This window comes from Micavibrio aeruginosavorus ARL-13, assembly GCF_000226315.1.
Taxonomy (GTDB): Bacteria; Pseudomonadota; Alphaproteobacteria; order Micavibrionales; family Micavibrionaceae; genus Micavibrio; species Micavibrio aeruginosavorus_B.
The window spans coordinates 919114-932803 of record NC_016026.1; the positions used below are offsets into that span (position 1 = coordinate 919114).

Consider the following 13690-nt stretch of genomic DNA (forward strand, 5'->3'; position numbering starts at 1 on the left):
TTTAGCCTTTGTTCGTAAGCGTTAGCCCGTCATGCAAATTTACCTGCCGATCGCAGAAATGGCCGTCTCCGCAGAAATGATCCTTCTGCTGGGGGCGCTTGTCGGGTTTTTGTCCGGTATTTTTGGTGTTGGCGGCGGGTTTATGACGACGCCGTTTCTGATCTTCCTGGGTATTCCGCCAGCGATTGCGGTGGGGACACAATCAAACCAGTTGGCGGCGTCCAGTCTGTCTGGTGTTTTGGCTCATATGCGCAAGGGCAATGTCGATTTCCGCATGGGCGGGGTCATGCTGGGTGGGTCGCTGGCTGGCTCGGTGGTTGGCATTATGCTGTTCCGCCTGTTGCAATATGTGGGGCAGATTGATCTGGCCATCCCCGTTCTCTACGTCCTGTTGCTGGGCAGTATGGGCAGCATGATGCTGGTCGAAAGCCTGCTGGCCTTCGTTCGTAAAACGGCGCATGAAGATGGTGGCAAAGGATTGGCCCATCATCCGGTCTTTGAAAAATTACCCTATAAAATGCGCTTTCCCCATTCGCGTCTGTATGTCAGTGCGCTCCTGCCGGCCGCTATCGGTTTTGTTGGTGGGTTGTTGGTGTCCATCATGGGGGTCGGTGGCGGGTTTCTGCTGGTCCCGGCCATGATTTATATTCTGGGGATGCCGACATTGCTGGTCGCTGGAACATCGTTGTTCCAAATTTTGATCACCAGTATTTTCACAACCATTCTTCACGCCCTGACCAACCAGACGGTGGATGTTGTTTTGGCGTTTCTGTTGATTGCCGGGGGTGTGGTGGGCACACAGGTCGGTGTGCGTGTGGCGCGGCGGATCAAGGGCGCGTATTCGCGGATTGCGTTGGCGGTGTTGTTGTTGATCGTTTGCGTTGAGCTGGCCACCGAATTATTTGTACGCCCTGAAGATTTATATTCGACGGTGATCCGATGATGCGGGGGATGGTCTTAACATTGCTGGGTGTTGTGTGCGCGCTGGGGTTCTCCTGTCCGGCACAGGCGCAACCGCCATCGGCGCTGGCCATTGATTTGTCCCAGGATCATGTGGATATCACCATGGGGTTTGCCGGGGCGCGATTTGTTGTGTATGGCACCAAAAACCAACCCGGTGATATTGCCATCATCGTCCGTGGCCCGGATCAGCAAATGATGGTTCGGCGTAAAGATGATGTCGGCGGCATCTGGATGAACCGCGACAGTGTCGTGTTCGATAATGTTCCGGCTTATTACGACGTGGCGCTCAGCCGCCCGGCGCGTGAAATCGCATCTCAGGACTTGCTGGAAGATTACGATATTGGTCTGGACGCCATGCAGTTCCTTGTCCGCGACAATGTTGATGAAACAACCCAGCACAATTTCCGCGAAGCCTTGATCCGCAATCGCCAGGCGCACGGATACCTGCCGTTGGAACCCGCGCCCATTTTGTTTGTCACGAATGATTTTTTCCGGGCGGTGTTTGATGTGCCCCCGGATGTTCCACCTGGATCATACCGGGTTTTGGCCTATCTTATCCGTGACGGCCAGATTGTGGGGTCGCAGGCCCGGGAATTACGTGTTGCGCAACAAGGGTTTAGTGCCCGGATCTATTCCTTTGCCCATGATCATGCGCTGGCCTATGGTTTGGCGGCTGTCTTGCTGGCCGCTTTGGCCGGGTGGGGTGCCTGGGCTGTGATGCGCAGGGAATAAAGCCGGGAATAAAGTTTTGATACTGCGTTTGTGAATACAAACCCATAAAACGGACCATGGATATGGACATACAAAACGCCGAAACAAAAGATCTGTCCGCACGTGAGGAAGAAGTAATTGACGCGGAACTGTCCGTTGCGGAGCGTGTCGGGCGTCGCGGTGATGGTGGTGTTTATCTGGTTGTTGCCGATGAATCGGATGAATTTAATCTGGCATTGCGCTATGCCGCGCGTATGGCGCAGAGCAACCGGGGGCACGTCGGTATTTTGCACGTCATATCGCTGGATGATGTTCAACAATGGAGTGGTGTTGAAAACCGGATGAAACGCGAATTGCGCGAGCAATCTGAAAAATTCATCTGGTCTATGGCCAAGCGTGTCAATGAATTGAACGGTATGATCCCGGCGATTTATGTCCGCGAAGGCGACGCCAAACATGATGTGATGATCGACCTGATCAACGAAGATATGACGATTAAAATGCTGGTTCTGGGGGCCAGTGCGTCATCATCCGGGCCGGGGCCAACGGTGGCGTATTTTACTGGCAAGGGGCTTGCCAAAATGCGGGTGCCTGTGGTTGTTGTACCGGGGCATCTGGAATCCCAGAAAATTGATGCGATTACAAGTTAGATGTAAGAAAGCGAAGCGTACCCATGTTTATCCAAACCGAACGCACACCCAATCCGGATACTTTAAAATTCATACCGGGCGAAACGATTATGCCGTCGGGCACGGCGGATTTCGGGTCAGTGGGGGAGGCGGGTGCATCGCAACTGGCGCAACGTTTGTTCAAGATCGAAGGGGTTACGCGTGTTTTTCTGGGGCCGGATTTTATATCGGTGACCAAGGATGCGGGCGAGGAATGGGATTTCCTGAAAGCGCGCATTCTGGCCGCGATCATGGAACATTTATCCATCGGGATGCCGATTATCGATCCGGATTATGCAGTATCGAAAAAAGCATCTGGCGGCACCAGCGATCTGGATAACGCGATTATTGCGCAAATTGAAGAATTGTTGGAAACCCGCGTGCGTCCGGCGGTGCAATCCGACGGCGGTGATATCGTATTCGATCGATTTGAAGATGGTATCGTGTTCCTGCGCATGCGCGGGGCCTGTGCCGGATGCCCCAGTTCAACTGCAACACTGAAAGTTGGCATTGAGAATATGCTGCGCCATTATGTTCCAGAGGTTCTGGAAGTGCGTCAGGCCGACGATCTTTAGACAGCGTTACGGTTCAACCGCGCCACGCGTTGCACGCGGATCAATTTCGCTGGGTGGATAGCGATAGCCCTCACCATGGCCGATTTCACTGGCGTCCGATGCGCTCGGGCTGGGCAGGGCCACGCTCAGCAACATGCCAAACCATCGCCAGCGCTGGTCCTCACCTGCTGCGGGCTTGGGCCCCGGCGCGGTGCAGTTGATGCGGATACGCTCATCTGAAAACGCGTCATCCATACGCAATTCAATACGATTTTTATTGGTTCCCACGCGTTTCATCTCTGGCTTGTCTTCGCCGGAGATAAAGCACGAGATGTCATCGGCGCGGGCCATCATGATGGGGTCGATGGTAAAGCCAATCATGGGTTTATCTTTGGCCGCGACATATGGATCGGTCGGGGTCAATTCACTGACCGGGAAAGGCAGGGCGGTGGCCGCCATGCGGAAGCGATCAAGGTCGCCGTAACTTTCTGTCATTGGAAAGCGGGGCAGGCTGAACATATCCGACCCGGCATAGGCCACGCCCGATTGTTGACCGAACGCTGCCGTGAAGCCCGATGTCGCAACAATATCGCGATAGGCTTGTGTATATTCCCCGAACGGATAGGCGAAAAATTCTGGCTCTGCCTTAAACACCGCACGGTAACGGACGATGGCATTATTCACCTGCCGTCTGATTTCCGTTTCATCCGCATCGGTCAGGCGTGTGTAAATGGCCGGGTGCAGGCCAAAGCTGACCAGATTGTTGCGGCGCAGTTTCTTCACCTCGTCCCATGACAGGTGCAACGGTGATTTCGCGTCCAGGTGATCCGTCGACAGAAAAACGGTGAAAGGAATATCTTTCTTCAACAGGAGCGGCATGGCGTTTTCATACGCCGATTTGTGACCGCCATTAAATGTGATGGCGATCGTCCGGTCAGGCAGGCGCGTGCCCGTTTTTAACGCATCAACGATCGTATCCAGTTTGACGATATTATAGTCGCCATCCATCAATTCCTGGATATGGTCCGCGAATTGTTCCGCGCGGATGCTGGTGTCCGGGTATAGGTCTTCATCAACGCGCTGGTATGAGAATATAACGGCCGATGCAGGCTCAATCACCGGATTATGGGGAGCTTGTTTCGGTGTTGCGGCCATGGCTGGTCCCGTCAAAGAGCCCAGGAGCAAGGTGCTGAGAGCAAGAGTCTTCACGGCGGAGCGCAAAAGGGAGCGCACCCCACCGGAGAGTGTTGGGATTATGAAATATAAGGCCGTTTGATTCATGCAGTGACTATAGCGCGGCCTTGGCCGGAAACCAGAAAAATCGCCAAAAACTCTGCCCAAACTGTGGGATGGCCGTGCATTTTGGTCTAAACTGTGGCCGGTTTTACCCGCCCCGCAGAATATTATGGAGAAAATAATGACAATGACCGATTCCCGCATTCTGGATGACCGGGCGCTGGATATCCTGTTCCGCGAGGCGCGGTCTTATAACGGATGGAAAGATGAGCCGGTTTCCGACGTGTTGCTGCATGCTCTGTTTGATCTCCTGAAAATGGGGCCGACCAGCGCGAACTCTTCGCCTGCGCGCTTTGTGTTTGTGAAGACGCCGGAGGCGAAGGAGCGATTGAAACCCTGCCTCGATGCGGGCAATGTGAAAAAGACCATGACTGCTCCGGTGACGGTTTTGATCGCGCATGACCGAAAATTTTATGACCATCTGCCGCGCCTGTTCCCGCACACCGATGCACGAAGCTGGTTCGCCGGAAATGATGCAAAAATTGAAAGCACGGCCCGCCGGAACGGCACGTTACAGGGCGCATACCTTATGATGGCGGCGCGTGCATTAGGGCTTGATTGTGGGCCGATGTCCGGTTTTAACGCCGATAAGGTGAAAGCAGAATTTTTTGCCGATCAGGATGTTGAAGTGAACTTTATCTGTGCCCTTGGATATGGCGATCCGGCCAGTATTTTCGGGCGTTCCCCACGTTTTGATTTTGACGATGTGTGCAAGATTGTCTGATTTATCCAAGCCCTGCATTCTGGCGATTGATACATCCATGGCGGCGTGCAATGTCGCTGTGTTTGATACGATATCCATGGCGGGAACGTCCCGCGCCGAACCGATGGCGCGGGGGCAATCGGAAGATCTCGTTCCCATGATCAATGACGTTCTGTCGATGGCAGAACGATCCTACAATGATGTCGGCCTGATCGTCGTGACGGTGGGGCCGGGGGCATTCACCGGGGTGCGCATTGCCCTGTCCGCAGCGCGGGCCTTTGGTTTGACGCTCAATTGCCCGGTTGTCGGCGTGCTGAGTACGGACGCGTTGGCGCAAACCTTGATCGCGCGTGGCGATGTGCATGATGGCGAAACCATTATGGCTTTGATGGATACAAAACGCGGCGATTATTACGCCCAACTTTTTACCGCCGAGGGCGCGGCATTGACCGAGCCGCTGGTGATGAAGCGTGATGAATTGCCGGATTTGATCGCTGAACATTCCGTTGTGGTCGTTGGTGATTGCCAGCACATTGCGGCGACATTAAACGGTGCGCGCGTGGCTTCGGAGATCGTTTTCCCTGATATGGACCGCATGGCGCGGGTTGCGGCCATCCGTTGGGCCCGGGGTGGGGCCGAGGCCTTTTTGTCCCCGGAGCCCGTTTATTTACGCGGGGCCGAGGTCAGTCAGCCGAAGAAAAAAGGCAGGACAATTGCCGATAATCAGTAATTTTGTTAATAATTACTGCTAATATGGCTATGAATACTTTGTTTTTCAGCTTTTCGGTGTGGTTTTAACCACCTATACTTCATGTAACGATAGCTATTCTCGAGAGGGTTTCGTCCATGACCACCAATAAAGACCAGCATCAGGACCTCCTGAGCCTGACCACAGAAATCGTGGCGGCCCATTTGTCGAACAATCAGGTGGGCACCGATGAAATTCCGATGCTGATTCAAAAGGTGTACAAGACCCTGTCGAACGTCAACGGCGATGCCCCGGTGATGAGCGAACGCCCGCAACCGGCCGTGCCGATTAAACGGTCCGTCACACCGGAATATATCGTCTGTCTGGAAGATGGTAAAAAATTGAAAATGCTGAAACGGCATTTGAAAACGGCATACAATATGTCGCCGGAAGAATACCGCGAACGTTGGGGCCTGCCCGCCGATTACCCGATGGTGGCACCGAGCTACGCCCGTCAGCGCAGTAAACTGGCCAAGGATATTGGCCTGGGTACACGTGGACGGAAGTAAAAACATACTCTGCATTCCCGCGAAAGCGGGAATCCACCAGGTGCTTCTGACGTTCACCATGGATCCCCGCTTTCGCGGGGATGCTTTTTTTGGGCAGGTTATTTAGACAGCTCAATACTGCGCGCTGTTGCCGCAGCCAGAGCATCGTCGAATGCGGATTGCATTCTGTTATCCTTTAGCAAAACGTCCATTGCCGCGGCGGTTGTTCCGCCGGGGCTGGTGACATTTTTGCGTAAGGTTGCCGCCGGTGTGCGTGCATCGGCTTCGGCCAGGGCGGCGGAGCCAATCATTGTCTGGCGGGCCAGCCGCATGGCAAAATCCTTGTCCAGGCCGGCCTTCGTTCCGGCTTCGGCCAGAACTTCAATCAGGTAAAACAGATAGGCCGGGCCGCTACCGGATAAAGCCGTGACAGGGTCCAACAACTTTTCATCGTCAACCCATTCCACCTGACCAATCGCGCGTAGCAGGGCGCTGGCAATCTGTTTTTGCTCCGCGCTGACATTTTTATTGGTGACGGCAACGGTAATGCCTTCGCCGATGGCGGCGGGCGTGTTGGGCATGGACCGGACGATGGCGCGGTCGGTGCCGAAATAATTTTCAAATCCGCCAATCGTTTGTCCCGCCGCGATGGACAGCACAACGGCATTGGCGGGGATGATATCTTTCAAATCCGGGCAAACCTGCGCCATAATTTGCGGTTTAACGGCCAGAACGACGACATCAATTTCCGATGCGATTTCGCGTAAAGCGGCGGCGCTGTCGTAACCGCTGACGTTATCTTCATCCTGAAATTCATCCGGCAACCCGGCGGGTTCCAAAACAAAGACGTCGCCAACAATGCGGGCCGATAACCACCCGCGCAAAAGTGCAGATCCCATCTTGCCGCATCCAATCAGGGCGACAGACGGTTTCAGGTTGCGCAACGGGCTGGAGGACATGGAAATGGACTTATGCTTCCCCGGCGGTGTCTTGCGCCGCCAGTTTCAGCAGGGAATGGTCCATCGTACCCGTGTCTGACATCATCTGGAACAACGGGTAATAACGTTCACATTCGGCCACAGCAATTTCCATCAGATCGCCAACGAAATCGGCGCCGGATGTTTGCGTTTGCCCGCGGAACAGGCTGGTGTGGCGGAAGCACGGCGTACCATTGGCGGGCAGGTCAAAGTGACCCAACCAAACATCGGCGTTGACGTCCATCAACGCATTGGCCATCAAACCACGATGGTCCGCGGGGATGGACAGGTTGTATTGGCAAGAAAACTGCATCGCGCTGAATTGTTCCTGCCACACAAATACCATGCGGTACGTGCCATGGCGGGCGGCGACCGTGACGGTCAGCTCGTCATCATTCATGCGATTGAAGGACCAGTCCTGACCCGACAAAATGTCTTCTACGCTGTCCAGCGGATTGCTGATTTCGTCCAGAAAATCGATATGGTCGGTCATGGCTTCTGCCCTTACTTCTTTTTCTTTGTGGTTTTGGCCTTTGTTGCGGCCTTTTTGGCAGGTGCTTTCGCTGCCTTTTTGCCTTCGGCAACGCTCAGCGCGGCTTCCAGTTCATCCACGCGCTTGCGTAATTTATCAACGGCCCCAGCCAGACGATCAAAATCATCGCGGGGCACCAGATCCAGCTTTGCGGCCATATCTTCGATCCGGGCGCGGATGTCATCATGGATCTGCTGGTGCAGTCCGCTGAAAATATTGACGGCCCCGCCTGCAACGCGGGCGATATCGTCCAAAATCCGAGGATCGGGTTTCATGGTCATGCCTGGCACCTGTGTTTGAATGAGAAAAGGGATAACAGGCCGGGGCAGGGTGGCACAACGGATTCAGCCTGTTCATTCAGACATATCCACCTCGTTTTTGCCGCGTTTTCCGGAGTCTGCGAACAAAACCCGAAAAAGCCTTGTATATCCGGGGATTTAACCTTTTTTCGCGCGTGGCGCGGTGCTATTTCTGGTGGGGCAAAACAGCGCCATTTTCCGGAAAGGGTATTGGATATGATTATTGTCACGGGCGGGGCCGGGTTTATCGGGTCCAATCTTGTCGCTGCATTAGAAGATCGCGGAATCACCAATCTGGTCGTTTGCGACACGCTGGGCAGTGATGATAAATGGCGCAATATTTCCAAACGGGAATTGCGCGACGTCGTTCATCCCGATCAATTGATGAATTATCTGAATGCGCACGCTGGCGAGGTTCAGGCCATTTTTCACATGGGTGCCATTTCCGCAACAACGGAACGGGACGCCGATGCCATTACTCAAAACAATTTCACGGCCACGCGTCTGTTGTGGAAATGGTGTGCGGCGCATAATGTCCGGCTGATTTACGCGTCATCCGCCGCGACCTACGGTGATGGCGATGCCGGGTTCGTGGATAATGACGCGCCGGAGTTTCTGGCCAAACTGCGTCCGCTGAACCCCTATGGCTGGTCGAAGCATTTGTTTGACCGCCGCACCGCGCGGATTGTGCGCGATGGCAGCGAGCCGACCCCACCGCAATGGGCCGGGCTGAAATTCTTCAACGTCTATGGCCCGAATGAATATCACAAGGGCGAGCAGATGAGCGTTGTGTGCAAGCTGTATCCGCAGGTGATGGCGGGGGCGTCGGCGCGTTTGTTCAAATCCGCCAACCCGAATTACGGCGATGGTGGTCAAATTCGCGACTTTATCTATGTCGATGATTGTGTGTCGGTGATGATGTGGCTGTACGACAATCCGGGCATCAACGGCCTGTTCAACGTCGGTACGGGCAAGGCGCGCAGTTTCAAGGATCTGGCCGAAGCTGTCTTTGCCGCCGCCGATAAGAAACCGAAAATTCAGTATATTGATATGCCACAGGAATTGCAGGCGAAGTATCAATATTACACCCAGGCCGATATGACCAAATTGCGTGCTGCCGGGTACGATAAACCCTTCACAGATTTAGAAGAGGGCGTTCGTCGTTACGTGCAGGACTTCATGTCAAAATCTGACCAATATCGTTAAGGGTAACACTTCATCATGGCCATTCCATTTCCTGATATTGATCCGATTGCTTTTTCTGTCGGCCCGCTGGTGGTGCGGTGGTATGCGCTGGCCTATATCGCGGGGTTTGTGCTGGGGTGGCGTTATGCGCTGTATCTGTGTGGGTTGACCAAGGATGCACGGCCAAACGCGCTAGATATTGATGATTTCCTGCCGTGGGGCATTCTGGGTGTCATTTTGGGTGGGCGTATCGGGTACGTGCTGTTTTATCAGTTGCCGATGTATATGGCCGAACCGCTGGAGATTTTGAAGGTCTGGAACGGCGGCATGTCGTTCCACGGTGGGGCGTCGGGCGCAATTATTGCGATGCTGATTTATGCCATGGTGAAGAAAATCTCCTTCCTGCGTCTGGCGGATATTTTCTGCTGTGGTGTGCCTATCGGGTTGTTCTTTGGCCGCTTGGCCAATTTCGTCAATGGTGAGTTGTTTGGGCGCACGACGGATGTGGCGTGGGGTGTTGTATTTCCGCATGGGGGACCAGTGCCACGCCACCCCAGCCAGATTTACGAAGCCCTGCTGGAAGGCGCCTTGCTGTTTGTCGTTTTGTATCTGTTTGCACGCAACGATGCTATCCGTAACCGTCCGGGTATTATCGCCGGGACGTTCTTGATCGGTTATGGGCTGTCGCGCGTGATTGTTGAATTCTTCCGCGAACCGGATGTGCAAATTGGTTACATCATGAACATCTTCACGATGGGACAGGTGTTGTGCGTGCCGATGATCTTGGGTGGCGCGTATGTCGTCTGGTACTCTATGCGCCGGGGTTTGCGAAATGGCTGAAACCCTGACCGATATTCTGATCCGCCATATCCGTGATAACGGCCCGATCAGCGTATCGCATTTCATGGGTTTGGCCTTGGGGCATCCGCAATACGGTTATTACATGAACCGCGACCCGTTCGGGCGGTTGGGTGATTTTGTCACCGCGCCCGAAATTTCCCAATTGTTTGGTGAAATGATTGGCGTGTGGATGGCGGATTTGTGGTTGCGCATGGGGGCCCCATCGCCGTTTTTGTTGGTGGAATCCGGTCCGGGGCGGGGGACGTTGATGGCGGACCTGTTGCGCGCCACGCGCAAAGTGGATGGGTTCCACACCGCCATGCAAATTCATTTGATTGAAACCAGCCCGTCACTGCGCACATTGCAAGCCCACGCGTTGGCGGGGCATGCGCCGTATTGGCATGATTCCATTGATACTTTGCCGGATGATGCGCCAATTCTGTTTGTGGCGAATGAATTTCTGGATGCCTTGCCCATTATACAATTGATGCACGGGGACAAGGGCTGGGCCGAACGCGTCATTGGTTTGTCCGATGACGGGCAATTGATGTTTGGTTTGGCGCCCGCCGATCCATCATTGGTCGCCGCCATTCCTGACGTGCTGGACCCGCGCGATGGAAACGGCATTTATGAAGTATCCCCGGCGCGGTCCGGTTTCACCGCCTTGTTAAGTGAACGGATCGAACGTCAGGGCGGCGCGGCCTTGTTCATTGATTACGGCCATAGTCATCACGGTATGGGCGATACGTTACAGGCCATGCGCGGCCATAAATTTGTCAGCGTCTTTGACGATGTCGGAACCGCCGATATCACCAGCCATGTTGATTTCGAAGCGGTTGCCGAGGCCGCCATCCATCACGGGGCCAGCGTTTATGGCCCGGTCGAGCAATGGCAGTTTTTGGAAGATATGGGCATCCGCATGCGGGCATCGCATTTGATCAACAACGCGGCGGATGAAAAACAGGCCGATGATGTGCGTGCGGGGTTGGAACGGCTTGTGTCGCCCGATCAAATGGGCGCGTTGTTCAAGGTTCTGGCCATCGGCCATGATGCGGGCCCCACACCATCCGGATTTGGAGAGGACATTACACCATGACCACAATTGATGTGCCGTGTTACAGCGACGGGAATTTCATTTCCCCGATGATCACGAATGTCGCGCATGGATTTTTCGGCCGCCGCGGCGGGGTCAGCAATGGGCTGTATACGTCGCTGAATTGTGGTTTGGGGACACAGGATAATGCCGATGCGGTGGTCGAAAACCGTAAACGCGTGGCCGATGTTCTGGGTGCCGCCCCCGATCATTTGATCAGCATGAAACAAGTGCACAGCGCAACATGCGTTTACGTCGAAAAACCATGGACGGTTGATACACGCCCCGATGCGGATGGGTTTGTGACCGATGTGCCGGGATTGGCCTTGGGTGTTTTGACGGCGGATTGTGGCCCGGTTTTATTTTACGGTGAAAAATCCAGCGGGGCCCCCGTGATTGGCGCGGCGCATGCCGGATGGGGCGGGGCGTTGAAGGGCGTTTTGGAATCGACCGTGCGTGAAATGGCCCGGCAAGGGGCGGGGCTGGATGGCATTCATGCCAGCATTGGCCCGTGCATTGGCCCGGCGTCTTATGAAGTGAAAATGGATTTTATCGGGAATTTCCTGAATCAAGACCCGGAGAATGAACGCTTCTTCAAAGCTGGGCGGGGTGAGGACAGCTATTACTTCGATTTACCGGGGTATATTACGTGGCGTCTGGCCATGGCCGGGGTGCGGCACGTGTCCATCGGTGGGCAGGATACATACGCGGCGGACCATGATTGGTTCAGCTATCGCCGGTCCACCCACCGTAAAGAGACCGATTATGGAAGGCAGATTTCTGCGATTATGATCCGCAATTAACCCTTAATCGGTTGATTTTCGTGATGGATTTTTTATAGTCATCACCATTCCAACGCATTCAAAAACGGGCAGGGGCCACGCCGTCATGAAAATCATCGCAGGGAATTCCAACCTTCCGCTGGCGCAGGCCATTTCCGATTATCTCGAAATTCCGTTGGCCAAGGCGACGATCAAGCGCTTTTCTGACATGGAAGCCTTCGTGGAAATTCAGGAAAACGTCCGTGGCGAAGATGTGTTCGTGGTGCAATCCACATGTTACCCCGCCAACGACAATTTGATGGAATTGCTGATCACGATTGACGCACTGCGCCGTGGTTCGGCACGCCGTATTACCGCGGTTATTCCGTATTTTGGTTACGCACGCCAGGACCGTAAAACGGGTGGCCGGACCCCGATTTCGGCGAAGCTGGTTGCCAACCTGATCACCGCCGCCGGTGTGGACCGTGTTTTGACATTGGAATTGCACGCCGGTCAGATTCAGGGCTTCTTTGACATCCCGCTCGACAACCTGATCGTTGGTCCGGTGTTTGTGCCGGAAATTGAAAAACGCTTCGCGGGCAAGGAAAGCCAGCTGGTCATCGTATCCCCCGACGTGGGTGGCGTGGTCCGGGCGCGGGCACTGGCCAAACGCCTGGATGCCGATTTGGCGATTATTGACAAACGTCGTGAACAAGCCGGCGTGTCCGAGGTCATGAACGTGATCGGCCATGTCGAAGGGAAAATCTGCCTGATGGTGGATGATATTGTGGATTCGGGCGGAACATTGTGCAACGCGGCCCAAGCCCTGATGGATCAGGGGGCTACGGCGGTTCAGGCCTATGTCGTTCACGGGGTTCTGTCCGGCGCGGCCGTTGACCGGATTTCCAAGTCCAAAATCGAACGGATGGTCATTACGGACTCCATCCCGGCCACCGATGCGGTCAAAAATGCCAGCAATATCGAGCAGTTAACGGTTTCCCGCCTGATGGGTGAGGCGATCCGCCGGATCAGCAACGAAGAGTCGATTTCGGCCCTGTTTATCTAACGGCCTCAATTTCTTAACTTTTGGGCGGGTTTTAAGGGGTTTACCCCCTGTTTTCGCTTGCCTTTCCCCCCGGTTTTGTGGTTTTTAGGGCCGTTCGGGCCAAACCCCCCTGGAGGCGGCCCAAGTTGAAATGTCAGACATAAAGGAATGACACCATGTCGAAGAAATTTTCGCTGACGGCGGAAAAGCGTGATGGGGCAGGTAAGGGGATCGCCCGTGCACTGCGCCGTGAAAACAAAATCCCTGCGGTTGTATACGGCGATAGCAAAGAGCCCGTATCCATTACCCTGCCGCTGAAAGAAGTGACGCTGGAATACCGCAAGGGTTACATGTTCACGCACCTGTGCGAAATCGATGTCGCTGGTCAGAAACACCTGACCCTGGCGCGCGATGTTCAACTGCACCCGGTGACGGACAAAATTATTCACGTTGATTTCCTGCGCGTAACGCCGAAAACCCGTATTAAGGTTGACGTGCCGGTTCACTTCATCAACGACGAAGAATGCAAAGGCCTGAAAGCTGGCGGCGTTCTGAACGTTGTTCACCACGAAGTTGTTCTGGAATGCGCGGCAACGGACATTCCGGAATTCGTGGAAGTTGACCTGACCAACTACGATCTGGGCGACGTCATCCATATGGATGTTGTGAAGCTGCCGAAGGGCGCGACCTCCGTTCTGGAAGGCGATGAAACCATTGCAACGATCGCCGTTCCGCGCGCTGTTGTTGAAGTGGAAGACGCTCCGGTTGCGGCTGACGCCGTTCCGGCATCGACCGAGAAAAAGGCCGCTGAATAATCTTTTTCGGAC

At 54.5% G+C, this 13690-nt stretch carries 17 protein-coding genes; 13 read left to right on the top strand and 4 right to left on the bottom strand.

Annotation, left to right across the window (positions count from 1 at the left end; all coding sequences use genetic code 11):
* Positions 1–31 precede the first annotated feature (31 nt).
* From MICA_RS04310 to MICA_RS04325, 4 genes are all read left to right on the top strand, one after another.
* Positions 32–943, top strand: a complete 912-nt coding sequence (locus tag MICA_RS04310) for a sulfite exporter TauE/SafE family protein (RefSeq protein ID WP_014102478.1) — start codon at positions 32–34, stop codon at positions 941–943.
* Positions 944–951: 8 nt separating this feature from the next.
* The gene (locus MICA_RS04315) at positions 952–1695 is read left to right on the top strand and encodes a TIGR02186 family protein (RefSeq protein WP_236619965.1); all 744 of its coding nucleotides are present in this window, start codon (positions 952–954) and stop codon (positions 1693–1695) included.
* A gap of 62 nt (positions 1696–1757) precedes the next feature.
* Positions 1758–2324 carry a universal stress protein gene (locus tag MICA_RS04320; RefSeq protein WP_148260420.1) on the top strand — a complete coding sequence of 189 codons (567 nt, stop codon included), beginning with the start codon at positions 1758–1760 and terminating at the stop codon, positions 2322–2324.
* 23 nt (positions 2325–2347) lie between these two features.
* Positions 2348–2917 carry a NifU family protein gene (locus MICA_RS04325; RefSeq protein WP_014102481.1) on the top strand — a complete coding sequence of 190 codons (570 nt, stop codon included), beginning with the start codon at positions 2348–2350 and terminating at the stop codon, positions 2915–2917.
* A gap of 6 nt (positions 2918–2923) precedes the next feature.
* Here MICA_RS04325 and MICA_RS04330 read toward each other — a convergent pair whose 3' ends face one another.
* Complete coding sequence (locus MICA_RS04330; protein WP_014102482.1) at positions 2924–4051, bottom strand: polysaccharide deacetylase family protein; 1128 nt, start codon at positions 4049–4051, stop codon at positions 2924–2926.
* Positions 4052–4313: 262 nt separating this feature from the next.
* On the opposite strand from MICA_RS04330, the gene MICA_RS04335 reads away from it, so the two are divergent.
* From MICA_RS04335 to MICA_RS04345, 3 genes are all read left to right on the top strand, one after another.
* Positions 4314–4916: a malonic semialdehyde reductase gene (locus tag MICA_RS04335; RefSeq protein ID WP_014102483.1), complete on the top strand. Its 603-nt coding sequence runs from the start codon at positions 4314–4316 to the stop codon at positions 4914–4916.
* On the top strand, positions 4909–5625 hold the full coding sequence (gene tsaB / locus MICA_RS11845; RefSeq protein WP_014102484.1) for a tRNA (adenosine(37)-N6)-threonylcarbamoyltransferase complex dimerization subunit type 1 TsaB: 717 nt from the start codon (positions 4909–4911) through the stop codon (positions 5623–5625). Before MICA_RS04335 ends, tsaB begins: the two co-directional genes overlap by 8 nt.
* Positions 5626–5741: 116 nt before the next feature.
* Positions 5742–6152 (top strand): MucR family transcriptional regulator, encoded by a 411-nt coding sequence (locus MICA_RS04345; protein WP_014102485.1) that lies wholly within the window; start codon positions 5742–5744, stop codon positions 6150–6152.
* Between the two features lie 98 nt (positions 6153–6250).
* Here MICA_RS04345 and proC read toward each other — a convergent pair whose 3' ends face one another.
* The 3 genes from proC to MICA_RS04360 are packed head-to-tail and all read right to left on the bottom strand — an operon-like array spanning position 6251 to position 7921.
* A complete protein-coding gene (gene proC, locus MICA_RS04350) occupies positions 6251–7090 on the bottom strand; it encodes a pyrroline-5-carboxylate reductase (RefSeq protein WP_014102486.1) in 840 nt (279 codons plus the stop codon).
* A gap of 10 nt (positions 7091–7100) precedes the next feature.
* Positions 7101–7601: a type III secretion system chaperone family protein gene (locus MICA_RS04355; protein WP_014102487.1), complete on the bottom strand. Its 501-nt coding sequence runs from the start codon at positions 7599–7601 to the stop codon at positions 7101–7103.
* An 11-nt stretch (positions 7602–7612) separates the two neighbouring features.
* A complete protein-coding gene (locus MICA_RS04360; RefSeq protein WP_014102488.1) occupies positions 7613–7921 on the bottom strand; it encodes an accessory factor UbiK family protein in 309 nt (102 codons plus the stop codon).
* Positions 7922–8155: 234 nt separating this feature from the next.
* On the opposite strand from MICA_RS04360, the gene rfaD reads away from it, so the two are divergent.
* The 6 genes from rfaD to MICA_RS04390 all read left to right on the top strand — a co-directional run bounded on the left by rfaD (position 8156) and on the right by MICA_RS04390 (position 13678).
* Positions 8156–9145 (top strand): ADP-glyceromanno-heptose 6-epimerase, encoded by a 990-nt coding sequence (gene rfaD / locus MICA_RS04365; protein ID WP_014102489.1) that lies wholly within the window; start codon positions 8156–8158, stop codon positions 9143–9145.
* Between the two features lie 15 nt (positions 9146–9160).
* The gene (lgt, locus tag MICA_RS04370) at positions 9161–9964 is read left to right on the top strand and encodes a prolipoprotein diacylglyceryl transferase (RefSeq protein ID WP_014102490.1); all 804 of its coding nucleotides are present in this window, start codon (positions 9161–9163) and stop codon (positions 9962–9964) included.
* A complete protein-coding gene (locus MICA_RS04375) occupies positions 9957–11060 on the top strand; it encodes a class I SAM-dependent methyltransferase (protein WP_014102491.1) in 1104 nt (367 codons plus the stop codon). Before lgt ends, MICA_RS04375 begins: the two co-directional genes overlap by 8 nt.
* Entirely contained in the window at positions 11057–11860 is an 804-nt protein-coding gene (pgeF, locus tag MICA_RS04380) for a peptidoglycan editing factor PgeF (protein ID WP_014102492.1), read from the top strand. The genes MICA_RS04375 and pgeF overlap by 4 nt, the downstream gene beginning before the upstream one ends.
* An 85-nt stretch (positions 11861–11945) precedes the next feature.
* Positions 11946–12884, top strand: coding sequence for a ribose-phosphate pyrophosphokinase (locus tag MICA_RS04385; protein WP_014102493.1), 939 nt, complete (start codon positions 11946–11948; stop codon positions 12882–12884).
* A gap of 155 nt (positions 12885–13039) precedes the next feature.
* Positions 13040–13678 (top strand): 50S ribosomal protein L25/general stress protein Ctc, encoded by a 639-nt coding sequence (locus MICA_RS04390; protein ID WP_014102494.1) that lies wholly within the window; start codon positions 13040–13042, stop codon positions 13676–13678.
* Positions 13679–13690 lie beyond the last annotated feature (12 nt).